The sequence below is a fragment of the Novosphingobium profundi genome, from assembly GCF_018491765.1.
Classification (GTDB): Bacteria; Pseudomonadota; Alphaproteobacteria; order Sphingomonadales; family Sphingomonadaceae; genus Novosphingobium; species Novosphingobium profundi.
Window position 1 is genome coordinate 77,875 of sequence record NZ_JABWCU010000007.1, and the last position, 24,999, is coordinate 102,873.

Sequence of the window (24,999 nt, forward strand, 5' to 3'; positions counted from 1 at the left end):
CGGTTTCGCCTGGAAAAACGCGATCACATGTTCGGATAATTCGGCCCACCGCCACCTTCGGGCGTCACCCACTCGATGTTCTGAGTGGGATCCTTGATGTCGCAGGTCTTGCAGTGGACGCAGTTCTGCGCGTTGATCTGAAGCTTCATGCCCGATCCGTCGGTATCCACGAACTCGTAGACCCCGGCCGGGCAATAGCGCGCCTCGGGACCCGCGTAGACCGGCAGGTTGACCGTGGTCGGGATCGCCGGATCCTTGAGCTTCAGGTGGCAGGGCTGCTCTTCCTCGTGGTTGGTGAACGAGTAGGAGACGCTGGTCAGGCGATCGAAGCTGATCACGCCGTCGGGCTTGGGATAGTCGATCGGCTTGTAGAGATCCGCGCGCTGGAGCGCCGAGGCGTCGGTGTGGTGCTTCATCGGCTTGGCGATGCCGAAACCGAAGAGCGTACGCAGCCACATGTCGGCGCCGGCCAGCAGCGTGCCGAGCTCGCCGCCCCACTTGGCGACCATCGGCTCGGCGTTCTGGACGAGCTTCAACTCATCGGCGATCCAGCTCGAACGCACGGCCTCGTCGTAGTCCTGCAGCGTATCCTGCGCACGCTCGCCCTTGATCGCGGCCGCGATGCTCTCGGCCGCCAGCATGCCCGACTTCATCGCCGTGTGGCTGCCCTTGATGCGCGGCACGTTGACGAAGCCGGCCGAGCAGCCTGCCAGCACGCCGCCCGGGAAGGCCAGCTGCGGGACCGACTGCCAGCCACCCTCGTTGATCACGCGTGCGCCATAGGCGACGCGCTTGCCGCCCTCGAGGATCGCCTTGATCTCGGGGTGCTGCTTCCAGCGCTGGAATTCCTCGAAGGGGTAGATGTAGGGGTTCTTGTAGTCGAGCGCGGCCACGAAGCCGAGCGAGACCTGCCCGTTCGCCTGGTGGTACAGGAAACCGCCACCCCAGGCGTCGTTTTCCGAAAGCGGCCATCCCTGCGTGTGAATCACGCGACCGGCCACGTGCTTGGCCGGATCGATGTCCCACAGCTCCTTCATGCCCAGGCCATAGACCTGCGGCTGGCAATTGGCCTCAAGGTCGTACTTGGCCTTGAGACGCTTGGTCAGGTGCCCGCGCGCGCCCTCGCAGAACACGGTGTACTTGCCGAGCAGGTTCATGCCCGGCTGGAAATCGCCCTTGGGCTCGCCCTCGCGATCAACGCCCATGTCCCCGGTCTGCACGCCGATCACCGCACCCGCCTCGTCATAGAGGATTTCGGCGGCCGGGAAGCCGGGGAAGATTTCGACCTCGAGCGCTTCGGCCTGTTCGGCCAGCCAGCGGCACAAGTTGCCCAGCGACCCGGTGTAGTTGCCGTGGTTGCCCATGAACTTGGGCTGGATCAGGTGCGGGATCGAGAATTTCTTCTTTTTGGTCAGGTGCCAGTGCCAGCTGTCGGTCACCGCGACTTCGGCCATCGGGCAATCCATCTCGCGCCACTCGGGCAGGAGCTCGTCGAGCGCCTTGGGATCGAAGGTCGCGCCCGACAGAATGTGGGCACCGACCTCGGAACCCTTCTCCAGCACGCAGACCTGCAATTCGGGATCGAGCTGTTTGAGCCGGATCGCCGTCGACAGGCCAGCCGGCCCGCCTCCAACGATCACGACGTCATAAGGCATCTCTTCGCGTTCAATCATGGGCCCCTCGGCGGTAGACTTGTATTTTGTTGCGCGCTTTGTTCCGGTTTGCCTTGATTGCTCGCTGCCGACAGGTCAATACCCCGCGCAATGGATCCGCGCCCCAATCAGCACTTTCTGGCCGAAATCACGGACGCCCTCGACTGGTGGAGACTGGCCGGGGTCGATTGTGACTATGTCGACGATGCGCAGGATTGGCTGGCCCCGCCCGAGGAAGAGGAACTTCCTCCCAGCGAATGGCGCCTCGCCCGGGTCGAGAACGAAGCGGTTGCCGCAACCGTCAGCGAACCCCGCCTCGCCCCCGAGCATTTCCCGGCCACTCTCGCCGATTTCGCCGCGTGGTGGATGAACGAGCCGCTGCTCGACGATGGACCGCCCGCCATGCGCATTGCCCCCTCAGGCAAGGCCGGCGCGGAGGTGATGGTCGTCGTCGAGGCCCCCGAACGCGAGGACCGCGAGGCGCTGCTTTCAGGCCCCCAGGGGCAGTTGCTCGACGCCATCCTCGCAAGCCTGGGCCTCACGCGCAGCCAAGCCTATTTCGCCAGCGCCCTTCCCCGCGCGATGCCCGCCCCCGACTGGGGCGATGCACTGCAGCGCGGCATGGGGACGGTGCTGCGCCATCACATCGCGCTTGTCGCCCCCAGGCGCCTTTTCGTGCTGGGAGGCAACGTCCTGCCGCTTTTGGGCCACGAATCGCCGCAACGCGCTGCCGTTTCGCGATTATTTGACCATGAAGGAGCATCGATACCCCTGCTCGCGTCGTGGGGCCTGGACTCTCTGCTCAACCGGCCGAGAACCAAGCCGGTCCTGTGGAGGGCGATGCTCGACTGGATGGCGCCCTGAGAGGCGCACCGGCTGCGCGTTGCACGTGCGAACGGCGGGCCATGACACAAGACCAATATTCGGGATACGCGACGTGAAACGAGTTCAGGGAACGGCACGCTTGAAGGGCGCGGTGGGGGCGAACGGCCTGCCCTCGCGGGGCTTGGCGCGCACCGCACTGGCACTCGCCGCCCTTGCGACGACCGCGCTCGGCACCGCTGGCGCGGCCAGGGCCAACAGCGCCGCGGTGGAATATTTCCGCAAGCGCGGCGACGACAGCGCGGTCCCGAGCCTGCTCAGCACCCCCGATCGGGCGATCTACCGCGAATACTTCGACGCGATCGACGCCAAGGACTGGAGCAAGGTCCAGCGCATGCTGGCCAACCTGCCCGAAGGCCCGATGCGCCAGGAAGCCCGCGCCGAATACTTCCTCGCCGCCGGTTCGCCCAAGATCGAGCGTCCCGACCTCGAGGCCTGGCTTGCCGAGGGCACCGAACTTCCGGGCGCCAGCCAGATTACCCAACTGGCCCTGCGCCGCGGCGCAACCTCCACGCCGCCACTGCCCAGCGAACAGACTTTCGCGCGGCTCCCCACCATTTCCAAGCGCGTACGCCCCTCGCCGATCAACGACGGCACGATGCCCGCCAGCCTGTCGAGCGCGATCCTCGGCCGGATCAGCGCCGACGATCCCGCCGGCGCGCGCACGCTGCTCGACGGCGTCGACGCCACGCTTTCGCCCTCCGCCCAGGCCGAATGGCGCCAGCGCGTGGCCTGGAGCTATTACATCGAAAACCAGGACGGTCCGGCCTACGAGCTGGCCCAGCGCGCCACGCAAGGGACCGGTCCCTGGGTGGGCGAGGCGTGGTGGACGGCGGGCCTTGCCGCCTGGCGCATCGGCGACTTCGACGGCGCTTCGGATGCTTTCGCGCAGTGCGCGCGATCGGCCGAGAACGACGAGCTCAAGAGCGCGGGCTACTATTGGAACGCCCGCGCGCTGATCCGCGCGCGCCGCCCGGAAAAAGCCGCCGACGTGCTGCGCATGGCCGCCGCGCGCGACGAGACGCTCTACGGCATGCTCGCCGCCGAACAGCTTGGCATGAGCCTGCCCGAGCAGCACACGGGGGCCGACTTCTCGCAGGCCGACTGGCAAAAGCTGCGCGCGATCCCCAATGTGCGCACCGCCGTCTCGCTCGCCGAGATCGGCGAGGACAACCTCGCCGACGAAGTGCTGCGCCACCAGGCGCGTATCGGCGATGCGGCGCAATACGCCCCGCTTTCGCGCCTCGCGCGGGATCTGGGCCTGCCCCAGACACAGCTCTGGATGGGCTACAACGCGCCGCGCGGCGGCAAGCCCGACCCCGCCTCGCGCTTTCCCACGCCCAAGTGGACCCCGGCGGGCGGCTGGAAGGTCGATCCGGCGCTGGTCTACGCCCACGCACTCCAGGAATCGATCTTCAACACCGACATCGTCAGCCCCGCCGGCGCGCGTGGTTTAATGCAGATCATGCCCGCCGCCGCGCAGGACCACGCCAGCGAACTGGGCGTTTCCGGCTCGGCGAGCGACCTCAACAAGCCCGAGATCAACCTCGCCTTCGGCCAGAGCCACCTGCTCACGCTCCAACGCGACAGCGGCACCCAGGGCCTCCTGCCCAAGGTCATGGCCGCCTACAACGCGGGCCCCTTGCCGGTCCGGCGCTGGAACACCGAGGTCAAGGATCAGGGCGATCCCCTCCTGTGGATGGAATCGCTGCCCTACTGGGAAACCCGGGGCTACGTGAATATCGTCATGCGCAACTACTGGATGTACGAGCGTCAGGCCGGGGGTGAATCGGAGAGCCGCATGGCTCTAGCCCAAGGCATGTGGCCGACTTTCCCGGGCCTGTCCGGCTCGAAGGCGGTACGCATGTCGGCAAACGGCCGACTCTCCGCGCCGGTGGACCTCTACCACCAGGCCACCATCCGGATGGCCGACAGCCGAGACTGATCATTCCGTGGCCATCGACACCTCGCGTACGTTCAAGCCGATCAACATCGCCCTGCTCACCATTTCGGACACGCGGGGCCCCGACGAGGATACCTCGGGCGACATTCTCGCCGCGCGGATCAAGGACGCGGGCCACAAGCTCGCCGCGCGCGCAATCGTGATCGACGATGTCGCGCGCCTTGTCAGCCGCCTCAACGACTGGATCGACGACAAGGGCATCGACGCCATCGTCACGACGGGCGGCACCGGCCTCACCGGCCGCGACGTGACCCCCGAAGCGCTCGAGAAGGTCAAGGACAAGGACATTCCCGGCTTCGGCGAACTGTTCCGCTGGATCAGCTACCAAACCATCGGGACCTCGACCGTGCAGAGCCGCGCCCATGCGGTGCTCTCGCGCGGGACCTACATCTTCGCCCTGCCCGGCTCGAACGGTGCGGTAAAAGACGGCTGGGACGGCATTCTCGCCGAGCAGCTCGACAGTCGCAATCGCCCCTGCAATTTCGTCGAATTGATGCCCCGCCTGCGCGAAGTCTGAGCGCGCGCGACGCGCTAACGCGCCTTTTCCAACCTGACTCGATAGCCCCCGCGATGCGCGGGGCACGGTCGTCTGCAGGCCGTCCGGGCGGCTGGTCGCGCAGGGCACAACCCTGTGGACAACCCGTTCATAAGCTGTGCAGGAACGCTGCATAAGCTGTGCGCATCGTGTGGGCATGTTGTGCAAAGCGGTTCTTGCTGCGCCGCACACATGTTCGATTGCCGCCTGCGGTGCGCACGTATAGGCTCACCTTCACGCGCGCACCTTTCGTGCCGCGCTTGCCGGAGGGCCATCGGTGGAATCCCCAGAGCATGACCCCGCCCACGTTCCCGCGCCGAACCCGCTGCACGAACTCGCCCAGGCGCTTGGCCTCGCGCGCGAATGGCGCGACGTCGAGGGGCGCGACCGGATCGTTCCCGATGCGGTCCTGACCCGGATCGCGGGCGCCCTGGGCTATCCGGCGCAGAACGAGGCCGAGATCGCCACTAGCCGCGCCGCGATCGCGCGCGAGCGCGCGACCGTCCCCGCAATGATCGTCACCGAAGTCGGGCGCCCCACCCCACTTCCCCCGGGCCTCGCGCAAATGCACCTTACCGCGCACGATGGCGCAGCGCAGACGCTCGCGCTGGCCGAGGCGACCATCCCACCGATCGCCACCCCTGGCTACTACCAGCTCGACTTTGCCGGGCACGCGATCACGCTGGCCGTCGCGCCCGCACGCTGCCCGGAACTCGACGCGCGCTACTGGGGCCCCGCCCTTCAGATTGCCTCGCTGCGCGCAGAGGACGGAAAACCTTACGGCACACTCGCCGAACTGGCCAAGGCGGTCGAGCTGTTCGCGGCGCGCGGGGCCCAAGCCCTCGCGATCAACCCACTCCACGCGCTCTTTGCCGGTGAGGGGCGTGACTACAGCCCTTATTCGCCTTCAAGCCGCCAGCAGCTCAACACCGCGTTCGCTGCGCCCGAGCTGCTCGGCCTGCCTCCGCTCGACTGGGACCCGGCCGGAGATGCCCCGCTGATCGACTGGACGCAGGCCCTCCCCCGTCAGCAGGCCGAACTGCGCCACCTCTTCGCCACTCTCGACGCTCCAACGCGCGCCCGGTTCGAGGCCGAGACCCGCGATGATGCCGAGCTCGCCCGCCATGCCCTGTTCGACGCGCTCGACACCCACCACCGCGCCAAAGGGCGCCGGCACTGGCGCGAATGGCCCGAAAAGCACCACGATCCCGAGGGCAAGGGCGTGCGTCGCTTCGCCGAAGACCACGCCGACGAAATCGCCTTCCACACGTTCACCCAGTGGCTGACCCGCACTGGCCTCGCCCAAGTCAAGGCGCGCGCGCGCGCGGCGGGCATGGCGATCGGCCTCGTCGGCGATCTGGCCGTGGGCGTCCACACTGGCGGTGCCGACAGCTGGACCCGCCAAGGCACGATGCTCGAAGGCCTCACCATTGGCGCACCGCCCGATCCGCTCGGGCCGCTGGGACAGAACTGGAACCTCACGAGCTTCTCCCCGCAGGGCCTCAAGCGCAGCGGCTATGCGCCGTGGATCGCCCTGCTGCGCAGTGCCTTCGCGGCCAGCGGGGCACTCCGGATCGACCACGCCTTCGGCATGGCCCGGCTATGGGTCATCCCGGAGGGCGAGGGGCCGGAAATGGGCGCCTACCTCGCCTATCCCTTCGAGGACATGCTGCGCCTTGCCGTGCTCGAGGCGCACCGCGCGGACGCGCTGCTGATTGCCGAGAACCTGGGCACCGCACCTTTCGGCTTCCTCGACGCGCTCGAGGCGCGCCACCTGCTCGACATGCGCGTCCTGTGGTTCGAACGCGCGGCCGACGACGGCTTCATCGGGGCGGCCGACTACCCGGTGGATGCGGTCGCCATGACCGGCACTCACGACACCGCGACGCTGGCGGGCTGGTGGACGGGACGCGACCTCGAATGGGCCGAAGCTCTTGGTCGCCTTCCGCAAGGCACCACGCCCGACGAGGCGGCGCTGCGCCGCGCTTGGGACCGTGGCCTGCTCTGGGCCTGCCTGACGCACGACGCCGCCCCGCGCCCCGCGCCCGATGACCCTGCCCCGGTGGTCTCCGCCGCGCTCGCGCATATCGGACGAACGCCTTCGGTGCTGGCGATCGCTCCACTCGAGGACCTGCTGTGCGAAATCGAACAGCCCAATCTTCCCGGAACCATCGACGAACACCCCAATTGGCGCCGCCGCATGGAAATTCCGCTCAGCGAAGCGCTCGAGCGCGCCGATGTGGCAAGCCGCCTGGAATCGCTCGACAAGGCACGCAAGGAAACCAAATCCACGCCGCCTCCAGGTTAAATATTCGAAATCGACCCGGACCTGCGCGATGGCACAAAAATAATTAACCGCCATCGAGTCATGATCTTTGGCAATGAACGCAATCACCCTTCAGCGGCTTCCTGAAGAACCCTTCACACTTGCAACAAATCGCGTGAACGAATGGCGTGGCATCTGCATCGATCACTTCACGCGTATTGAAATGGCGACAACCAAATGTCTTGCCACGCTCTCGCTCGACGCGAAGAGAGGCGCGCAGGTTCGCCTGCCCCACTTGGTCGGACAGCGGCTTGAGGCGCTCGCCTCGCTCATCAGGCCGGAGGCTCCCTTTGCCGACGAGGGCAAGGGCGCACTACCAATTCTCGAAAAATGCATCGCGAACATCGCCTTGCGCACCATGCTTTGCCACGGAACCGGCAAGGTCACGCTCGATGCCCGTGGCGAATGGACGTATGTCCTGCGGCTCGTCGCCTTCCGCTCCAAGATGATCCAGAACGACATTCAGGTCATCACCGAAGGCGAATCGGAAGCCCTGCGCGACGACCTCAAGAGGCTCGCGCAGGACACTTCCTCGCGCCTCGGGCAGATACGCGCGCATTTCCGCTAGCCACCGCGATCACGCTGAGGGCGCCCCCGATGCCCGAGAGCACACCTCGCCCCCGTCGTTTATGTAACGACGTCAGGCGCGGTGCGACCGGTGTGCCGGGCGATGCCCGCGATGGCCTCCGCCGCCGCGATCTGGTCGGCCAGCATCGCGCCGGTATCGGCATCAAGATCGCCCGAAGGGGGCATGTAATTCTCCAAATAGACGCGCAAGGTCGCCCCTGCCGTGCCAGTTCCCGAGAGGCGGAAGACCACGCGGCTGCCGCCTTCGAAAAGGACGCGAATGCCCTGGTTCGCGCTGACCGAGCCATCGACCGGATCGGTGTAGGAAAAGCTGTCGGCTTTCGCGACCTCGAGCGCACCAAAGGCCTGCCCCGCCAGCGTGTCCAACTGCGCCACAAGTGCGGCCATCAGCGCGTCCGCGCCATCCTTGTCGACGCCTTCGTAGTCATGGCGCGCGTAGTAGTTGCGCCCAAAGCGGGCCCAGTGCAACCGGGCCAGCTCGTCCACCGAAATGCCCCGCACGGCGAGGATGTTGAGCCAGAGCAGCACGGCCCAGAGCCCGTCCTTCTCGCGCACGTGGTCCGAGCCCGTCCCTGCGCTTTCCTCGCCGCAGATCGTCACCATGCCGGCGTCGAGCAGGTTGCCGAAGAACTTCCAGCCGGTCGGCGTCTCGAAACAGCGTACGCCCAGCGCCTCGGCCACGCGGTCGGCCGCCGCGCTCGTCGGCATCGAGCGGGCAATGCCGGTCAGGCGATTGCGGTAGGCGGGCGCGCACTCGATATTGGCGGCGAGCATGGCGAGCGAGTCCGACGGCGTCACGAAGCGACCGCGCCCGATGATGAGATTGCGATCGCCGTCCCCGTCCGATGCCGCGCCGAGATCGGGCGCATCCGGCCCCATCATGAGATCGTGCAGCGCCTTTGCATGGATCAGGTTGGGATCGGGATGGTGCCCGCCGAAATCCTCGAGCGGGATGCCATTGACCACCGTACCCGCGGCGAAGCCGAGCCGACGCTCGAGGATTTCGGTCGCGTAAGGGCCGGTCACCGCGCTCATCGCGTCAAAGCACATGGTGAAGCCCGAGGCGACGATCCCGCGGATCGCATCGAAGTCGAACAGTTCCTCCATGAGATTGGCGTAGTCGGCGACGGGGTCGATGATCTCGACGTTCATGTCGCCCACTTCGACGATGCCCACCGCGTCGAGATCGATGTCCGCCGCCTCCACCGTGAGCCAGCGCTCAATGGTCGTCGTGCGCGCGTGGATTGCCTCGGTCACGCCTTCCGGCGCAGGACCACCGTTGGCGATGTTGTACTTGATTCCGAAGTCCTCGTCCGGACCGCCAGGATTGTGACTTGCCGAAAGAACCAGGCCGCCGCTCGCCTTGTACTTGCGGATGACGTTGCTCGCCGCCGGGGTGGAGAGGATGCCGCCCCGGCCCACAAGCACGCGCGCGTAACCGTTGGCCGCCGCCATGCGGATCGCCTGCTGGATGACCGCGCGATTGTGGAACCTCCCGTCACCGCCCAGGACGAGCGTCGCGCCCGCACCCCGCTCGACGACGTCGAACACCGACTGGATGAAATTCTCCGCGTAGCCCGGCTGCTGGAACACCTTGACCTTCTTGCGAAGGCCCGAGGTCCCAGGCTTCTGCCCGTCGAACGGGGTCGTCGGCATGGACACGATATCGGTCAATTCAATCTCTCCAGTTATGCGCAAGCATCCGATACATGGGAATAAGTCGATTGCGGCAGAAAGTTTCATCGCTGCGATGCAGCACGACGATGTACTTCCGAAGACTGGAGAGGAAGGTCAAGCCGGGTTTTGCCGCAGACGGGCCATCCGGCCGCGCGCTGCGATGAAATTGCGCCTATTTACGCAGTCTGAGATGCCGTTGCGATCAGCTGCCGTGATGCGGTGGACCGGAGGTGCACCAAGAGCGATATTCACCGCGCCGGCGCCGCCGTGCGATGTGCCACCCCAAGCCGAGCCCGAGAACGAAGATCTGGAAAAGGAATGGCAGCGTCGCCATGATGTCGTAAACTTCCTCGCGCACCGGCCCGGGCAGGTATCGGTAGAAATACGAGGTTAGTGCGATCAGTTGCGCGCCGGCCATCCACATGGGATAGACACGGTTTGCAAAGAGCGCGACGGCAGCCATGTCGACGAACAGGATCAGGTCGATCACCAGGTGCCCCATGTCGAGGCCCGCGTAAACGATCGCCCCCTTCGCGGCGAAGTGATAGAACTGGTGCACCGCGATCACGACGACCATCAGGCCCGCAAGCACGCGCTCCGGGCCAGCCCCGCGCCACCAGGCCGCAGCGCATAGCACCGTTGCCGCCAACGCCGCGATCATTTGCGAACGCCCCCACTCTCGGCTTCACGGCCGTGCATCGCTCAGAGCAACTCGGCGAGATAGTGCACGACGCTCAATCCCGCTCCGGCGACCAGCAGGATTCCCGCCGCGATGACCACGATCGCCGCGCTGCGATTCCAGCCCCCGTTACGACCTTCGAAGATTCCGGGCACGACGCTCGGAGCCTCTGCGACGTCCCGACCCTGTCCGTCGACACCGCCGCGCGAGACCGAAGGTGAACGCGGATCAGGCGAGCAAATGGGAACGACGGCAGGTGCCGCAACCGGCGCAACCATCGCCAGACCGATATCCTCGGGGGGTGACTCGGCGTTCGCCTGCACCTCCTCACCAAGGAAACGCCGATAGGCACGCGCCAATTCCGCACGCGGCGGCGAACCGGTCCGCCCGCGAACGGCCTCGATCCGCTGGTTTACAGCGCTTTCGGAAATGCCCAGCTCGTACGCGATTTCCTTGCTCGTGAAATTGTTGGCGATGAGCCCCAGCACTTCACGCTGCTTGTCCGTCAAATCGCGAAATATATCGTCGTAGATCCAACACTTGTCGTGTCCCGCCGCACCCAAAACTCGCCATCCCCTTTCGTCCGATGCCCGCCATGCAACGCCTGTTGCCGCACATGGTCCCGGTCCGGTCGCACAGAGACTTTCCGTTGCGCCAACGTACCCAGGATGTCCTCCGCCAGGACCGGGAACGGATGTACGTCACCAAATTCCGCACATTGCCATCACGAGCCCAGGAATCCCCCTCCCATGCTCTCTCCCTTCATACACCCCGTGTGCGGAAATGCACCCCCAATGGAACGGATGTCGCCATTTTACGACTGTCCAGCTCATTTCTCTTTGCGACTGTGCCGCAAGGGCAACGCCCCCATGGCAACGGGCCGGACAGCTTGCGCTGCCCGGCCCGAATGATCGCCTGTAAAGGACGCTGGGACGAGATCCCGCGCGCTTATTCCTCGCCCATGCGCAGGGCCGCGATGAAGGCTTCCTGCGGGATCGAGACGTTGCCGTACTCGCGCATGCGGGCTTTACCCTTCTTCTGCTTTTCCAGGAGCTTCTTCTTGCGGGTGATGTCACCACCATAGCACTTGGCGGTCACGTCCTTGCGCATCGCGGCGATCGTCTCGCGCGCGATGACCTTGCCGCCGATCGCGGCCTGGACCGGAATCTTGAACAGGTGCCTTGGGATCAGTTCCTTGAGACGCTCGCACATCCCGCGCCCGCGTTCCTCGGCGACCGAGCGGTGGACGATGAGCGAAAGCGCATCAACCGGTTCGGCGTTGACGAGGATGTTCATCTTCACGAGGTCACCCTCGCGCAGGCCGATCTGCTCGTAATCGAAGCTCGCGTAGCCGCGGCTGATCGACTTCAGGCGGTCGTAGAAGTCGAAGACGACTTCGTTGAGCGGCAGTTCGTACGTCACCTGGGCGCGCCCACCGACGTAGGTCAGGTCCGTCTGGATACCGCGGCGATCCTGGCACAACTTGAGGATCGCGCCGAGATACTCGTCGGGCGTGTAGATCGTCGCCTTGATCCACGGTTCCTCGATCATCTCGATGCGGTTGGGATCGGGATAATCGGCCGGGTTGTGCAGCTCGATGGTCTTGGCATCCTCGTTCTTCGAGTGCGAGAGCTGGATGCGGTAGACGACCGAAGGCGCCGTGGTGATGAGGTCGAGGTCGTATTCGCGGCTGAGCCGCTCCTGGATGATCTCGAGGTGGAGAAGCCCCAAGAAACCGCAACGGAAGCCGAAGCCGAGCGCCGCGCTCGTTTCCATTTCAAAACTGAAGGAGGCGTCGTTGAGGCGCAGCTTGCCGATCGAATCGCGCAGCTTCTCGAAATCGGCAGCGTCGACCGGGAAGAGCCCGCAGAACACCACCGGCTGGACTTCCTTGTAGCCCGGCAGCGGCGTGGTCGCACCCTGCTTCACGGTGGTGATGGTGTCGCCGACCTTGGCCTGTTCGACTTCCTTGATCTGCGCGGTAATGAAGCCGATCTCGCCCGGCCCCAGTTCGGCCAGGTCGATGCGCTTGGGCGTCATGCAACCCACGCGGTCGATCAGGTGCTCGGTGCCGCCTTGCATGAACTTGACGTTGAGGCCCTTCTTGATGACCCCGTCGATCACGCGCACGAGGATCACGACGCCCAGGTACGGATCGTACCAGGAGTCGACCAGCATGGCCTTCAAAGGCGCATCACGCTCGCCCTTCGGCGGGGGAATCTTGGTGACGATCGCTTCCAGCGTCTCCTCGATGCCGATGCCCGACTTGGCGCTGGCCAGCACCGCCTCGGAGGCATCGATGCCGATGATGTCCTCGATCTCGGTGCGCACCTTCTCCGGCTCGGCGGCAGGAAGGTCGACCTTGTTGATAACGGGCACGATCTCGTGGTCGTGCTCGATCGACTGGTAGACGTTGGCAAGCGTCTGCGCTTCGACGCCCTGCGCGGCGTCGACCACCAGGAGCGCACCCTCGCAGGCGGCGAGGCTGCGGCTGACCTCGTAGGCGAAGTCGACGTGGCCGGGCGTATCCATCAGGTTGAGCTCATAAGTGAGCCCGTCCTTGGCGGTGTAGTTCAGGCGCACGGTCTGCGCCTTGATCGTGATCCCGCGTTCCTTCTCGATGTCCATGTTGTCGAGCACTTGCGCGGACATCTCGCGCTCGGTCAGGCCACCGGTGTACTGGATCAGGCGGTCGGCCAGCGTCGACTTGCCATGGTCGATGTGGGCAATGATCGAGAAGTTTCGGATCAGGGAAAGGTCTGTCATGGGAATCGCCGTTAGCAGCGGTTTGCGCGCCTGTCAGCCTGCCTTGCGAAGCGAACGCGTATCATTTTCGCCACCCCCGCCACGCGGCGGGGCAAAGATCACCGCGCCATTGCCGTCGAGTTCAAGTGGTTGGACGAATTCGACCCCCATGCGATCCTCGCGACTCCAGCGCGCACAGGCCTGCATCGCGTAGTCCTGCGCGAGGTAAACGGTAAACTGGGTTCCCACTGGCACATTCCAGAGCCCCTCGACCATCGCGCCTGTCCGCGAGATGTTGCGGATGGTGCCATTGTAGCTGTGCGAGCCGTGCTCAAGGACGACCTTGCGCAACATCGTCTGGCGCGGCGCGCGCGCCGAACGCGGCCCGCGCGCGACCGCGCCGAGGCCCTCCTCGAGCCGCTTGTCGGCGGCCTGCACGCTGAGCGGTCGTTCGTAGATGAAGCCCTGGACGTGGCTGCACCCCAGCATGCGCACCAGATCCAGCTCGTCGAGCGTTTCCACGCCTTCGGCGGTGGTTTCCATGCCCAGTGCCTCGGCAAGGCTCACGATCGAGGAGATGATCGCGCCGTTGCGGCTGCCCTTCTGGGTCGCGCCGCGCACGAAGCTTTGATCGATCTTGATCTTGTCGAAGGGCGCCTTCTTCAGATAGCCGAGCGAGGAATAGCCGGTGCCGAAATCATCAAGCGCCAGGCGCACTCCCACCGCCTTCAACGAAGCGAACATGGCTTCCGTCGATTTGTCCTCGCCCAGAAACACGCTTTCGGTGATTTCGAGCTCGAGCCGGGCAGGCTCGATCCCCGCCGCGGCGATTGCGCTCGTCACGATCGCGGGCAGCGCGGGATTGGCGAATTGCAGCGGCGAGACGTTGACCGCCACGCGCACGCTTTCGGGCCAGCGCGCGAGGTCGTGGCAGGCCGTGCGCAGCGCCCATTCGCCGATCGGCGCGACCAGCCCGGTGTCTTCGGCGATCGGCACGAACTTGGCGGGCGAAATGTAGCCGTGAACCGGGTGCTTCCAGCGCAGCAGCGCTTCGAAGCCGGTGATCGTCTCGGTGGTGGTGCGCACCTGGGGCTGGTAGTGGAGTTCGAGAGCGCCGTGTGCAATGGCATCGCGCAAGTCCTCTTCGAGCTGCTGGCGCTCCTTCGCGTCCGAATGCAAGTCGCTGTCGTAGAAATGGTGGCGGCCGCGCCCGTTGCCCTTGGCCGCGTAGAGCGCGAGGTCAGCGTTGCGGATGATCTCTTCCGAGCTGCTGCCGTTCTCCGGGCAGACCGCGATGCCGACCGAAGCCCCGATGATCACGCGCGCGCCCTCGATCGAATAGGGCTGCGAGAGGTTCTCGATGATCCGGCGGGCAAGGTTGGCCAGCCCCTCGGTGACGTGGTGGCCGGGCAGGATGACCTCGAACTCGTCACCGCCCAGGCGCCCGACGCGCCCATGCTTGCCCACCGTCGAGCGCAGGCGGTCCGCGACCTGGCGCAGCAGGGCATCGCCAGCCGGGTGGCCCATCGTGTCGTTGACCTGCTTGAAGCGGTCGAGGTCGAGCAGGAACACCGCGCAGGCACGGCTGTCGATGCGCGGCGCGCCAAGTATCTTCTCGAGCCATTCGGACATCTGGAAGCGGTTGGCGAGCTTGGTCAGCGAATCGAAGCGCGCCAGCTGCGTGACGTGCTGCTGCGAGCGGCGGGTCTCGGTCAGGTCCGTGCCCGAACCACGAAAGCCCATGAAATTGTTGAACTGGTCAAGGACCGGGCGCCCCGAAATCGACCACCAGCGCTCGTCCTCCTCGGGCGTCGCCGCGCGCACCGAAAGCTCCTTGAACGAGGAGCGCGTGGAAAGATGGAACACCAGCGTGCGCTCGTTTTCCCCTTCGTGACCCTGAAGCCGGAACAGGCTCGACAGCGGCTTGCCCATGAGGTCTTCGGGGGCCTTGCGCAGGCGCGCGCAGATATGGGCCGAAACATACGTCACCAGCCCGCGCCGGTCGGTTTCCCAGAACCAGCCCTGCCCGGTCTGCTCGTATTCGTTGAGCAGATCTTCGGCGCGGCGCTGTGCGCGTTCGCGCTCGGAGCGAGCCTCGATCTCGGCGGCGACCTGCTCACTGCGGCGCACCGCCAGGTAAAGTCCGATGACGCTGCCGCTGACGAGGAACACCAGTGAGGAGAGCGAGCCCGAGACAATCCAGGCGCCGCCCCACAGGGCAACCGTCGCGACGATGATCGAGGCCAGACGCCCTTCGAGCAGCACGGAGGCCATGAGGATAAGGATGACGAAGCAGCTCGCGGTCGTGTCCCATTCGAGCGCCACGACGCGCTCTGTCCAGCGCGCGCAGACATAGCCGAACAACCCCATCGGCACCCCGATCGCGACGATCAGCAGCAGATAGCGCTTCCAGTCGGTGTGGGCGAGTGTCTGCTCGAGGCGGAACAGGTAGGTTCCCATTAGGCAGATCGCGAAGCTGATGGTGAGCAAGGCGCACGAAAGAGCGGCGGGCAGGCTGCGCGAGACGAGCCCCATCGTCATCAGGACCGAGCCCATGCAGATGACGATCAGGATCCAGTTCGCGGGCAACAGATAAAGCAACGGATCGCTTGCCTGTGAGACCGTTCCGCTTGCCAGCGCGAAGTCGGACGTCGGCGTGCGTGCACCCGAGGCCACTCCGGACGACCCCACCCCCGGCGATGCTACGCCCGGCGATGCCAACCCCGACGATGAACGCGTTGCGGCGCCGGGCGGCGAAACACGCCGCCCAACGACCGATTTCTTCTGCGATCCCGAGCGTGAAACACCGAATCGCGCTGCGTCTGTCCGGGGACCAGGTCCCTTTGTGTCCATGGCACTTCCATGCCCTGAAACCGATTGCGAAACGGTTAAGTGGTAACCGGGCGCCCCGGAAGGTTACGCAGCCCGGCAGTGCGCGCGCGGCCGCCGGGGCCCGACACGAAATCGCCTCCCTCGCCGCAACCAACCAGAAGGTTGATACGGCAAGGGAGGCGCCGGAAATTCCTGTTCCTGGCCTGGGCGCGAACTGGCACGAAAGCCTCGGCCCGCGCGCCGGACAGTCAGACGCGCATGGGCATCAGCACGTAGAGCGCGGGGCTCTTGTCGTTCTGGCGGATCAGCGTCGGCGCCCCGGCGTCGGCCAGGTGCAGCTCGACCGAATCGCCTTCGATCTGGCCGAGGATGTCCTTGAGGTAGTTGGCGTTGAAACCGATCTCGAAGCCATCCGCAGCATAATCGGCGGGCACTTCCTCGGCCGCCGTGCCGTTGTCGGGCGAGGTCACCGAAAGCGTGATGCGGTCGGTGTCGAGCGCCATCTTGACCGCGCGGGTCTTTTCGGTGGCGATCGTTGCGACGCGGTCGACACCCTCGAAGAAGGCGCGCGGATCGAGCTTCAGAAGCTTGTCGTTCGCGGTCGGGATGACGCGGGTGTAATCGGGGAAGGTACCATCGATCAGCTTGCTGGTCAGCACCACGCCGGTTTCGCCGCCGAGTGTGAAGCGCACCTTGCTGGCCGAAAGGTCGACGAGGACCTTGGTGTCGAGCGCCTCTTCAAGCAGCTTGCGCAGTTCGGCCACGCATTTGCGAGGTACGATCACGTCGGGCATGCCGTCCGCGCCGTCCGGGCGGGCGATGGTGAAGCGGGCGAGACGGTGACCGTCGGTCGCCGCCGCCTTCAGTTCCTCGTCCGAGACGTGGAAGAAGATGCCGTTCAGGTAGTAACGCGTTTCCTCGGTCGAGATCGCGAAACGCGTGCGGTCGATCATCTGCGCAAGCGTCGAGGCCGGAATCTCGAAACTGGTCGGGAGTTCGCCCTCGGCGATCATCGGAAAGTCGTCACGCGGGAGCGTCGGCAGCTGGAAGCGGCTGCGCCCGGCCTTGACCACCATGCGGTTGTCGGCGGCGTCGAGGCTGACCTGGCTGCCGTCGGGCAGCTTGCGCGCGATGTCGAAGAGCAAGTGCGCCGAGACGGTGATTGCGCCCGGCTGCTCCACCGCGACCGCGCTCAGCGTTTCCACGACCTGCAGGTCGAGGTCGGTTGCCATGATGCGCAGCGACGAGCTGCCCGAGGCTTCGATCAGCACGTTCGAGAGGATGGGAATGGTGTTGCGGCGTTCGACAACGGACTGCACGTGGCTCAGGCAACGCAGCAGCGTGGAACGTTCGATGGTGGCCTTCATAACAGCCTCAGGTCCCCTTTGATCGGCCCGGGAATGTTCACAATCCCCAAAACAAGGACAAATATCTCTAGCGCGCGCGTTCGATGCGGCAAGCGCGATCTGGACTGCAATTGGTGAATCTGGGGATAATTCCGGGTCTTTTCGTGCTTTTTTCGCCGAGCACCACCGCCCTAATTGCTCTTGCACTGCAGCAAGGAAGGGCCATGTTCAGCCAGAGACGGGTCCGATCGGGCCGAAACCACGGGAGTCGAGACCCCTTGTCGATCGAAACGCCGAGCAAGACCTCGGGCACTTTGCATATCCAGCGCAAGGGACCCGATGGCCAGCGCCGCGAAATCACGCTTGAGGAATGGAAGACGGCGGTCGCCGGACACGAGGGCCTGCGCCTGTCCGACGGCGACGCGCAGCAGGTCAATCCGCTCACCCATGCGGTGATCACGATGCCCAACCGGGGTGGCGATGCCGAAGTCTGGCGCGAGGACTGCCAGGACTGGCTGCGCGTGTTCTGGTGGTCGCCGCTGGGCTACGTGAGCTTCCCCGCCCCCGACCCGGCCCAGCGGGTCGAGCAGATCCGCCTCGATCTTGCCCGCAGCCTGGCGTTGCATCTCGACGCCAAGATCTACGACGACGAGGGCCGCGAGGCCGACTGAACCCGAACGCGGGTCCGCCTGTTCCCCGCTCAGCGCGCCTGCGCCGAGTGGGGATCGACCTTGGGTTCGGCACCGAGTTCGGCCTTGGCGAGGCCTTCCACGCGCAGCCCCGGACGGCCATAGAGATCGAACACGAGGATCTCGTTGCGCCCAGGCTTCAGGAACGCGCCCGGCAGATAGAGCGTGCGCTGCGGCCCCACGTTCCAGTAGCGGCCGAGGTTGTGGCCGTTGACGAAGACCACGCCCTTGGAGAGCCCGGCGGTATCGAGGAAAGTGTCGCCCGCGCGCTCGACCTCGAACGAAGCCTTGTAGAAGCACGGCCCCTCGCACGCGCCCTTGGCAGTCACCTTGGGTGGAGGGTTCATCGGCAACGAATACGTGCTCCAGCCGGAAAGCGTCCGGCCATCGAGCTTGGGCGCGCCGACGAGCCCCGCGCGCTCACCCGGCAAAGCCGGACCATAGTTCACCCGGCCGGTGTTCTCGACCAGGATCGAGAGCGTCGCCCCGCGCTTGACCGAGGCCAACGTCAGCGTCGTCTGCTTGAGGCGACGATCGATGGCCCCTTGGAATACGCCGTCGAGATAGATCGCCGCGTAGGCGCGCACTTCGGGCAGCACGAGGTCGACCGGATGCTCGGCCCCCTCGCCCAGCTTCGTGCGGTAGAGGATGTAACCGTAGGATTGGCCCACGTCCTCCATCGTCGGCGGGACCTCGCTGCCGGTGGCGACGGGCGCGGGCAGACGCGACCACAGGCTCTGGCCCTTGCCCAACGCAATCGGGGCCAGCGTGATCGTGCCCGGGTCCTGTGGCACGGGTGGCAGCGCCTCGCCGGTCACCGACTGGATCGCGTCACGAAAGGCGAAGAACTTGGGCGTTACGCGGCCGTCCTCGGAAAGCGGCGAATCGTAATCGTAGCTGGTGACGTCGGGCTCGTAGTTGACCTTGGCCCCGGTGGTGTGGTCGGCATTGGCCCCGGCCGCATTGGCGCCCGCCATCCAGCCGAAGCTGGTGCCGCCGGTGAACATATAGAGGTTCACCGAGGCCCCGGCCTCGAGCATTTGCTTCAGTTCGGCGGCCATCGCCGTGCCGTCGCGGGTTTCGCGTTTCGCGCCCCAGTGGTCGAACCAGCCGTCCCAATACTCGCCCACGAAAATCGGCGCGCCGGGGCGGAACTTTTCCAACGCCGCGAACGCGCCCTTGGCGCTGCCGGGCGCGAAATTGAGCGCGACGGGAAGATCGGGCAAGGCCCCTCGCTGCAACAGGTCGGGTCCGTCGGCGGTGAACAGCAGGCGCGGCGAGAAGCCCGCACGCACGAAGGCGGCGCGCATCGCCTCCATATAGGCATGGTCCTCGCCGTAGGAGCCGTATTCGTTCTCGACCTGTATGCCGATTACCGGCCCGCCATTCGTCTTCTGGAGCGGGGCGACTTCCTTCGCCAGCGCGTTCAGGTAGCGCTGCGCAGCGGCCATGAAGCCGGGATACTGCGAGCGCACGACCATCTGCGGGTCCTTGTTGAGCCATGGCGGAAGGCCACCCCAGTCCCATTCGGCGCAGACGTAGGGGCCGGGCCGCACGATCACCATGAGACCCTCTTCGGCCGCCTCGCGGATGAATTCGGCGATGTCGTTCTGGCCGGTGAAGTCGAACGTGCCCGGCGCGCGCTCGTGCACGTTCCAGAAAGCGTAAGTCTCGATCGTGTTGAGACCCATCGCCCGTGCCTTTTTCAGGCGGTCGCGCCAGTAGGCGCGCGGGATACGCGGATAGAACATAGAGCCTGAAATGACCTGCCGCCCGGCGACGGCGGCGGGACCGCCCATGGGATCACTGCGAGGCACTTCACCCGTCACCGCTGCCGAAGCAACTGCCTCTCCGGCCAGCGCCGTTGACGGTGCAAGCAGCGCCCCGGCGAAACCCAGGGCGATGCCCGAGTGGATCCAACGGCGAAATGGTGGGCGGCGGCCAGGTGATGTCGTGCTCATGCGCACAGCCTGCCATCGCGAAATAACCAATTCAATACCTTTTACGATCAGGCATTAAATTGGGTTCGATCTACAGCGTCTTGGCCATGCAGATCGACTGGGCGCGTCCCACGTAGCGCCCGTAAGGCGCGCATTCGCGGTAGCCGTGGCGTTCGTAGAAGGCGACCGCGCGCTGGTTCACGCGCCGGGTCGACAGGCGCACGGCGCGGTAGCCATCGATGCCGCGCGCCCGCTCCTCAAGAGCGGCCAGCAGCGCCGCGCCGCAGCCCTGCTCGGCGTACATGCGCTTGATCTCGGCAACGCGTTCACCGCCATCGTCCGAAAGCGGGCGATAGGCGCCGCAGCCGATCACCGTGCCCGCGCCGTCGCGCGCGAGCAGCAGTACCGCGCCAGGCCCTGTTGCGTCGCACGGATCGAACGACGAGGTCCCGGCATCGCCGGTCAGCGCTTCGAGCGCACGCGAAAGGCGGGCCATCACCTCGCCTGCCTCGGCTCCCCGGGGATCGCACGGCGCGATCCCCGGGGCGGGTATGCTCATCCCGTCGCGGATCAGATCATCACCATGCCGCCGTTGACATGGATCGTCTGGCCGGTGACGTAGCCGGCTTCCTTCGAGGCGAGGTAGCAGGCGGCAGCGGCAATGTCGTCGCCCGCGCCCATGCGGCCCATCGGGATCTTCGCGTTGAGCGCGTCCTTCTGCGCATCGGGCAGCACTTCGGTCATCGCCGTAGCGATGAAGCCGGGCGCGATGCAGTTGACGGTCACGCCGCGGCTGGCGAGTTCCTGCGCAAGGCTCTTCGACATCGCGGTGATGCCGCCCTTGGCCGCGCAGTAGTTCATCTGGCCCGGGTTACCCGTGGTGCCCACCACCGAGGTGACGTTGATGATGCGCCCGAAGCGGGCCTTCATCATCGGCTTGGTGGCAGCGCGCATCAGGCGGAAGGTCGATTCCAGGTTGATCTTGATGACCTGGTCCCATTCCTCGTCCTTCATGCGCATCGCGAGGTTGTCGCGCGTGATGCCGGCATTGTTGACGAGGATGTCGATCTTGCCGAGCGCCTCGAGCGCGGCGGGCACCAGCTTCTCGACCTGCTCCACATCCGAGAGGTTGCAGGGGATCGCGACGTGATCGACTTCCTGCGGGGCCTGCGGGGTGTGCTCGTCGAGTTCCTCGCGAAAGGCGCGCAGCTTGTCCGCGTTCGAGCCCGAGATGGCGAGGCGCGCACCTTGCGCAGCCAGCTTGCGTGCGATCGACGAACCGATGCCGCCGCTGGCGCCGGTGACGAGGGCGGTCATTCCGTGAAGGTCAAACATGCTCATTCCTTAAATGCGTTCATTCGGGTTTTCGGGCCAGGAACTGGACCACCGCGCCGAGACCCTGGTGGAAGGCCCCTTCGTTGACCTCGCGCAGCGTTTCGGCGGCGTGGAGGATGGTCAGTTCCGAGAAATCGTCTTCGAGAAAGGCCGCGCGCATCAGCATGTCCGCCTGCGCACCCGAGGGCCCGCCGCGTCCAGGTTGCTGAAGCGTGTCGGGCGTATAGGCTTCGATCAGCACGGTGCCGCCGGGCTTGAGCGCCTTCGCCACGCGGGCGTGGAGGTTAGCGCGCAAGGCGGGCGGAAAGTGCGCGAAGATCGCCACCACACTGTCCCAGCGCGCCTCACCAAGGTCGTACGCGGCGAGATCGGCCACTTCGGTGGTGATCGCCACGCCGCGGCTGGCCGCCAGTTCCTGCGCCTTGCCCATGCCCACCGCCGACTGGTCGACGGCGGTGACGGCAAGGCCCTGCTGGGCCAGCCAGACCGCGTTGCGCCCCTGCCCTTCGGCCAGGCACAGGCAGGTGCCCTTCTTCAGATCGTCAAAGCGGGCGACCAGCCAGTCGTTGGGCTGGGTGCCATAGGCGAAGTCGGTGGCGTAGCGCTCGTCCCACATGGGTGAACTCCTCGTGTCCAGACTGCCTTGCGGCTCCCAGCTATAACGCCTCAGAGGCTTTTGGCCAGTTCCTCGATCTCGGCCATGGTCGAGGCGGCGGCGACGTTCACCTCGCCCGCCGAGCGCTTGATCATGGGCCCCACGACCTTGCCGCCCAGTTCCACGAAATCGGTGACGCCCGCCGCGGCCATCGCGATCGCGCTTTCACGCCAGCGCACGCGGCCGCAGACCTGCTCGACCAGCAACTGCTTCACCTGCGCCGGATCGGTCACCACCGAGGCGGTGACGTTGGCGTAAAGTGCAACGGCCAGCGTGCCCGGTGCGGTCTTCTCCAGTGCCTCGGCCATCGCATCGGCGGCCGGCTGCATCAGCGGGCAGTGGAACGGCGCGGAAACCGGCAGGATCACGCCACGCTTGATGCCGTGGTCCTTGACCAGCGCGACCGCGCGCTCGATCGCGCCCTTGTGGCCCGAAAGCACGACCTGGCCCGGATCGTTGTCGTTGGCGACAGTGCAGACTTCCCCTTCGGCCGCCGCCTCGGCCAGCGCCGTGGCCTTCTCGATGTCGGCGCCGAGCAGCGCGGCCATGGCGCCCAGGCCCACCGGCACCGCGGCCTGCATCGATTCGCCGCGCAGCTTGAGGAGACGCGCGGTGTCGGCAAGGCTGAAAGCGCCCGACGCGCAGAGCGCCGTGTATTCACCGAGCGAGTGGCCGGCCACGAAATCCGCCTTGTCGGCCAGCGAAATCCCGCCGTCCTTCTCGAGCACGCGCAGCACGGCGATGGCGTGCGCCATGATCGCGGGCTGGGCGTTGGCGGTCAGCGTGAGCTGGTCCTCGGGGCCCTCGGCCATGATCTTGAACAGGTCCTGGCCGAGCGCGTCGTTCACTTCCTCGAAGACCTCGCGCGCGGTGGCGCTCGCCTCGGCAAGCTCGACACCCATGCCGACCTTCTGGCTGCCCTGGCCCGGAAAAACGAAAGCACGCATAGCAACAATCCTCTGTGCCCGGCCACGACGGCCTCAGGTGCCTCGCCGGGGAAAGTGGCAGCGCTTATTGCGCTTGGGGCCGGAGGGCAAGCCCCGCAACCCGGCATCGCCCCCTCTCCCGGCCCCAGGCTGTTCTCCCTTGCGCGCCGGAAAGCGGCATCGTGCGAGCCCTTCAGCAAACATGACAGAGTATTTCACGCGAAATTCGATGTATTCACCTGTAACTTCGCATCAACCCCGATCGAAAATGGGTTGAACTACTGAGCGACAGCGCATGAAAACCGGCTCACGATCCCTAGCGAACGCCCCACCACGCAGGACGACGATGCACCAACCACCCGACCTGATCGAACGCACGCTCGATGCCCTGGAAAGGCTGATGAAGATGTTCGCGTTCGAGCGAGTCCTCTACCTGGCCTGTACGGTCATTTCCTTTGCGATGCTGATGATCAGCCTCGCCATTCTGTTCCAGTCCGGCCAGATCTCGGTTCCCCAGCTGGGCATGATCTTCGGCGCTTCGGGCCTGATCGCTGCCTCGGCCGCGCGCGTCTCGTTCTTCCTCAACAAGTCCTTCGACCTCATCTCGCTGATCATCCAGCAACTTTCGCAAGGCAAGGATTCATGAACGCACCGCCGCCGCAGGACATGCGCACGATCACCGAGGCGATCGACAGCCTGCACGCGTCCTCGCGCCGCTCGATCCCGATGTTCCTGATCGGGCTCGCCGCCACGCTCATCGCGGCCGGTGTGGCGATCTTCTACATCATCCAGCTCTCCTCCGACCTTGCCGACGCGCGCGAGCAATTGGCCAGGACGCAGAAGAAACTGGTCGAGGCCGAGAAAAGCCTCGCCGTGGGCCACGCGGTGCTGCGTTCGGTCGACGAGAAGATCGCCAGCACGGGAGAGCCGCGAGACCGCGAAATCCGCCAGATCAAGGCGGCCATCTCCGACCTCGACCGCAGCCAGACCGATCTCGCCTGGGCTTCGAAGGCGGTGGGCGTGGCAGCCGCGAAGATCACCCCCGCCAACGCCCCGCCAAGCCCGCTGCCGAGCGCCACCCCGACCGCGCCCGGCTGGTACGCGGTCACCGCCAGCTATCCGGAGAATCCGACGGGCCTTCGCGAAGCGCTCGACGACGTTGCCAAAGCCGCCCGCAAGGGGCTTTGCGCCGAAGTCTGGAAGACGCAGATCAGCAAGCACTATGCGGTGATCCTCGGCCCCAGGGCCACCCGCGAGGTGGCGCAGGAGGCGGTCGCCCTCGCCCGCGCGAGCGGCATGGCCGCCGACGCCTTCCTCCAGGTCGACCGCGACTGGGAGCGCATCCCCGAAGGCGGCAAGTGCGAAACCGCCCGCGCGCCGAAAAACTGACGGTCAGGCCGGCTTGCCGAAGGGAACGATGCGGTTGGCCGCGTCATGGCCGATGTCGGCCGCGCCGAGATAGGCAATGGCATGACGCTGGCACCAGTGGCGCGCGATCTCCTCGGGCGCGATGCCGAAGGGACGGTCGTTCTCGGGCACCGCGCTCACCCGGCCGAGGCGCAGGCCCGCAATTCCGCCCAGATGCGCGGTCAGGTGGAAGAACAGTCGGTCGATGGCATAGAGGTATTCCGAAACTTCCTCGACCATCACCACGTGCCCGGCCAGCCCCGGCATCAGCGGCGTTCCCGCCAGCATGGCCAGCGTCATCAGGTTGAAGGCGACGACGGGATGTTTTTCTCCGGCCAGCGACGGCTCGATCGGCTCCGCGCCTCCCGGCTTCGTGACGCCGCCCGAGAGGTAGCCCAGTACACGGCGGATCGCATCCTCGCCGCTCTCGCGCCGGATGTCGGCCAGCATGGGCGCATGGACCGGACGGCCGATTCGCGCCCGGTAGAGCCCGCCCAGCAGATAGCCCGCATCGGAGTAGCCCAGGAAAAGCTTGTCCTGCGCCGCATGATCGAGCCTGGCGAGCGCGTCCTCGGCAACGCGGCAGGCGCCATAGCCGCCGCGCGCGAACCACACCGCGTCGGTGCCCGGATCGTTGGCGCATTCGAGCAGCGCTTCAAGCCGCAGGGCATCGGCGCCGGCGAAATGTCCGTCTTCGGCAAAGCACTGTTCGTGGACGACGAGTTCCAGCTCGGGAAACTCGGCCCCGGCAAGGGCAAGGACCCGCTCCGCGTCGACGCGCTGGATCGGGGTGGACGGTGCACAGACTGCGATACGCATGGT

Annotated in this window: 21 protein-coding genes; 8 read left to right on the forward strand and 13 right to left on the reverse strand. The window is 66.0% G+C overall.

Annotation, left to right across the window (positions count from 1 at the left end; genetic code table 11):
- Positions 1–23 precede the first annotated feature (23 nt).
- Positions 24–1,673: an electron transfer flavoprotein-ubiquinone oxidoreductase gene (locus HT136_RS08785; RefSeq protein WP_214199393.1), complete on the reverse strand. Its 1,650-nt coding sequence runs from the start codon at positions 1,671–1,673 to the stop codon at positions 24–26.
- Positions 1,674–1,763: 90 nt separating this feature from the next.
- Here HT136_RS08785 and HT136_RS08790 point away from each other — a divergent pair, with 90 nt between their 5' ends.
- From HT136_RS08790 to HT136_RS08810, 5 genes are all read left to right on the forward strand, one after another.
- Complete coding sequence (locus tag HT136_RS08790) at positions 1,764–2,516, forward strand: uracil-DNA glycosylase family protein (protein ID WP_214199394.1); 753 nt, start codon at positions 1,764–1,766, stop codon at positions 2,514–2,516.
- 142 nt (positions 2,517–2,658) lie between these two features.
- A complete protein-coding gene (locus tag HT136_RS08795) occupies positions 2,659–4,479 on the forward strand; it encodes a lytic transglycosylase domain-containing protein (RefSeq protein ID WP_425516888.1) in 1,821 nt (606 codons plus the stop codon).
- Between the two features lie 7 nt (positions 4,480–4,486).
- A complete protein-coding gene (gene moaB / locus HT136_RS08800; protein ID WP_214199396.1) occupies positions 4,487–5,014 on the forward strand; it encodes a molybdenum cofactor biosynthesis protein B in 528 nt (175 codons plus the stop codon).
- Between the two features lie 295 nt (positions 5,015–5,309).
- Positions 5,310–7,340: a 4-alpha-glucanotransferase gene (gene malQ / locus HT136_RS08805; protein ID WP_343222144.1), complete on the forward strand. Its 2,031-nt coding sequence runs from the start codon at positions 5,310–5,312 to the stop codon at positions 7,338–7,340.
- A gap of 73 nt (positions 7,341–7,413) precedes the next feature.
- Positions 7,414–7,926: a hypothetical protein gene (locus HT136_RS08810; protein ID WP_214199397.1), complete on the forward strand. Its 513-nt coding sequence runs from the start codon at positions 7,414–7,416 to the stop codon at positions 7,924–7,926.
- 59 nt (positions 7,927–7,985) lie between these two features.
- Here HT136_RS08810 and HT136_RS08815 read toward each other — a convergent pair whose 3' ends face one another.
- From HT136_RS08815 to dnaN, 6 genes are all read right to left on the reverse strand, one after another.
- Entirely contained in the window at positions 7,986–9,602 is a 1,617-nt protein-coding gene (locus tag HT136_RS08815; protein WP_214199577.1) for an alpha-D-glucose phosphate-specific phosphoglucomutase, read from the reverse strand.
- A 223-nt stretch (positions 9,603–9,825) separates the two neighbouring features.
- Complete coding sequence (locus tag HT136_RS08820; protein WP_214199398.1) at positions 9,826–10,284, reverse strand: hypothetical protein; 459 nt, start codon at positions 10,282–10,284, stop codon at positions 9,826–9,828.
- 41 nt (positions 10,285–10,325) lie between these two features.
- Positions 10,326–10,811 carry a helix-turn-helix transcriptional regulator gene (locus HT136_RS08825; RefSeq protein WP_246543485.1) on the reverse strand — a complete coding sequence of 162 codons (486 nt, stop codon included), beginning with the start codon at positions 10,809–10,811 and terminating at the stop codon, positions 10,326–10,328.
- Between the two features lie 439 nt (positions 10,812–11,250).
- Positions 11,251–13,068: a translation elongation factor 4 gene (lepA, locus tag HT136_RS08830; RefSeq protein ID WP_214199400.1), complete on the reverse strand. Its 1,818-nt coding sequence runs from the start codon at positions 13,066–13,068 to the stop codon at positions 11,251–11,253.
- A gap of 33 nt (positions 13,069–13,101) precedes the next feature.
- Entirely contained in the window at positions 13,102–15,900 is a 2,799-nt protein-coding gene (locus HT136_RS08835; protein WP_214199401.1) for an EAL domain-containing protein, read from the reverse strand.
- A 227-nt stretch (positions 15,901–16,127) separates the two neighbouring features.
- Complete coding sequence (gene dnaN / locus HT136_RS08840; RefSeq protein ID WP_214199402.1) at positions 16,128–17,246, reverse strand: DNA polymerase III subunit beta; 1,119 nt, start codon at positions 17,244–17,246, stop codon at positions 16,128–16,130.
- Positions 17,247–17,503: 257 nt separating this feature from the next.
- Here dnaN and HT136_RS08845 point away from each other — a divergent pair, with 257 nt between their 5' ends.
- Positions 17,504–17,896: a hypothetical protein gene (locus HT136_RS08845; protein ID WP_246543486.1), complete on the forward strand. Its 393-nt coding sequence runs from the start codon at positions 17,504–17,506 to the stop codon at positions 17,894–17,896.
- 29 nt (positions 17,897–17,925) lie between these two features.
- Here the strand turns inward: HT136_RS08845 and HT136_RS08850 are convergent, their stop codons facing one another.
- The 5 genes from HT136_RS08850 to fabD all read right to left on the reverse strand — a co-directional run bounded on the left by HT136_RS08850 (position 17,926) and on the right by fabD (position 22,791).
- Positions 17,926–19,875 (reverse strand): glycoside hydrolase family 35 protein, encoded by a 1,950-nt coding sequence (locus HT136_RS08850; protein ID WP_214199403.1) that lies wholly within the window; start codon positions 19,873–19,875, stop codon positions 17,926–17,928.
- A 70-nt stretch (positions 19,876–19,945) separates the two neighbouring features.
- Positions 19,946–20,350: a GNAT family N-acetyltransferase gene (locus HT136_RS08855; protein ID WP_214199404.1), complete on the reverse strand. Its 405-nt coding sequence runs from the start codon at positions 20,348–20,350 to the stop codon at positions 19,946–19,948.
- 74 nt (positions 20,351–20,424) lie between these two features.
- Positions 20,425–21,189 (reverse strand): 3-oxoacyl-[acyl-carrier-protein] reductase, encoded by a 765-nt coding sequence (gene fabG, locus HT136_RS08860; RefSeq protein WP_214199405.1) that lies wholly within the window; start codon positions 21,187–21,189, stop codon positions 20,425–20,427.
- Positions 21,190–21,208: 19 nt separating this feature from the next.
- Positions 21,209–21,805 carry an SAM-dependent methyltransferase gene (locus HT136_RS08865; protein WP_214199406.1) on the reverse strand — a complete coding sequence of 199 codons (597 nt, stop codon included), beginning with the start codon at positions 21,803–21,805 and terminating at the stop codon, positions 21,209–21,211.
- A 50-nt stretch (positions 21,806–21,855) separates the two neighbouring features.
- Positions 21,856–22,791, reverse strand: a complete 936-nt coding sequence (fabD, locus tag HT136_RS08870; RefSeq protein ID WP_214199407.1) for an ACP S-malonyltransferase — start codon at positions 22,789–22,791, stop codon at positions 21,856–21,858.
- Positions 22,792–23,116: 325 nt separating this feature from the next.
- On the opposite strand from fabD, the gene HT136_RS08875 reads away from it, so the two are divergent.
- Both HT136_RS08875 and HT136_RS08880 read left to right on the forward strand, forming a co-directional pair.
- Complete coding sequence (locus tag HT136_RS08875; RefSeq protein WP_214199408.1) at positions 23,117–23,416, forward strand: hypothetical protein; 300 nt, start codon at positions 23,117–23,119, stop codon at positions 23,414–23,416.
- On the forward strand, positions 23,413–24,159 hold the full coding sequence (locus HT136_RS08880; RefSeq protein WP_214199409.1) for a hypothetical protein: 747 nt from the start codon (positions 23,413–23,415) through the stop codon (positions 24,157–24,159). Before HT136_RS08875 ends, HT136_RS08880 begins: the two co-directional genes overlap by 4 nt.
- 3 nt (positions 24,160–24,162) lie before the next feature.
- Here the strand turns inward: HT136_RS08880 and HT136_RS08885 are convergent, their stop codons facing one another.
- Positions 24,163–24,996 carry an LD-carboxypeptidase gene (locus tag HT136_RS08885; protein ID WP_214199410.1) on the reverse strand — a complete coding sequence of 278 codons (834 nt, stop codon included), beginning with the start codon at positions 24,994–24,996 and terminating at the stop codon, positions 24,163–24,165.
- Positions 24,997–24,999: the final 3 nt, after the last annotated feature.

Excerpts from the sequence above, each read along its gene's own strand:
- HT136_RS08785 (WP_214199393.1), bottom strand. The coding sequence starts at position 1,673 with ATGATTGAACGCGAAGAGATGCCTTATGACGTCGTGATCGTTGGAGGC.
- HT136_RS08790 (WP_214199394.1), top strand. The coding sequence starts at position 1,764 with ATGGATCCGCGCCCCAATCAGCACTTTCTGGCCGAAATCACGGACGCC.
- HT136_RS08810 (WP_214199397.1), top strand. The coding sequence starts at position 7,414 with ATGAACGCAATCACCCTTCAGCGGCTTCCTGAAGAACCCTTCACACTT.
- HT136_RS08815 (WP_214199577.1), bottom strand. The coding sequence starts at position 9,602 with ATGCCGACGACCCCGTTCGACGGGCAGAAGCCTGGGACCTCGGGCCTT.
- HT136_RS08820 (WP_214199398.1), bottom strand. The coding sequence starts at position 10,284 with ATGATCGCGGCGTTGGCGGCAACGGTGCTATGCGCTGCGGCCTGGTGG.
- lepA (WP_214199400.1), bottom strand. The coding sequence starts at position 13,068 with ATGACAGACCTTTCCCTGATCCGAAACTTCTCGATCATTGCCCACATC.
- HT136_RS08835 (WP_214199401.1), bottom strand. The coding sequence starts at position 15,900 with ATGGACACAAAGGGACCTGGTCCCCGGACAGACGCAGCGCGATTCGGT.
- dnaN (WP_214199402.1), bottom strand. The coding sequence starts at position 17,246 with ATGAAGGCCACCATCGAACGTTCCACGCTGCTGCGTTGCCTGAGCCAC.
- HT136_RS08850 (WP_214199403.1), bottom strand. The coding sequence starts at position 19,875 with ATGAGCACGACATCACCTGGCCGCCGCCCACCATTTCGCCGTTGGATC.
- HT136_RS08855 (WP_214199404.1), bottom strand. The coding sequence starts at position 20,350 with ATGGCCCGCCTTTCGCGTGCGCTCGAAGCGCTGACCGGCGATGCCGGG.
- fabG (WP_214199405.1), bottom strand. The coding sequence starts at position 21,189 with ATGTTTGACCTTCACGGAATGACCGCCCTCGTCACCGGCGCCAGCGGC.
- HT136_RS08865 (WP_214199406.1), bottom strand. The coding sequence starts at position 21,805 with ATGTGGGACGAGCGCTACGCCACCGACTTCGCCTATGGCACCCAGCCC.
- fabD (WP_214199407.1), bottom strand. The coding sequence starts at position 22,791 with ATGCGTGCTTTCGTTTTTCCGGGCCAGGGCAGCCAGAAGGTCGGCATG.
- HT136_RS08875 (WP_214199408.1), top strand. The coding sequence starts at position 23,117 with ATGCACCAACCACCCGACCTGATCGAACGCACGCTCGATGCCCTGGAA.
- HT136_RS08880 (WP_214199409.1), top strand. The coding sequence starts at position 23,413 with ATGAACGCACCGCCGCCGCAGGACATGCGCACGATCACCGAGGCGATC.
- HT136_RS08885 (WP_214199410.1), bottom strand. The coding sequence starts at position 24,996 with ATGCGTATCGCAGTCTGTGCACCGTCCACCCCGATCCAGCGCGTCGAC.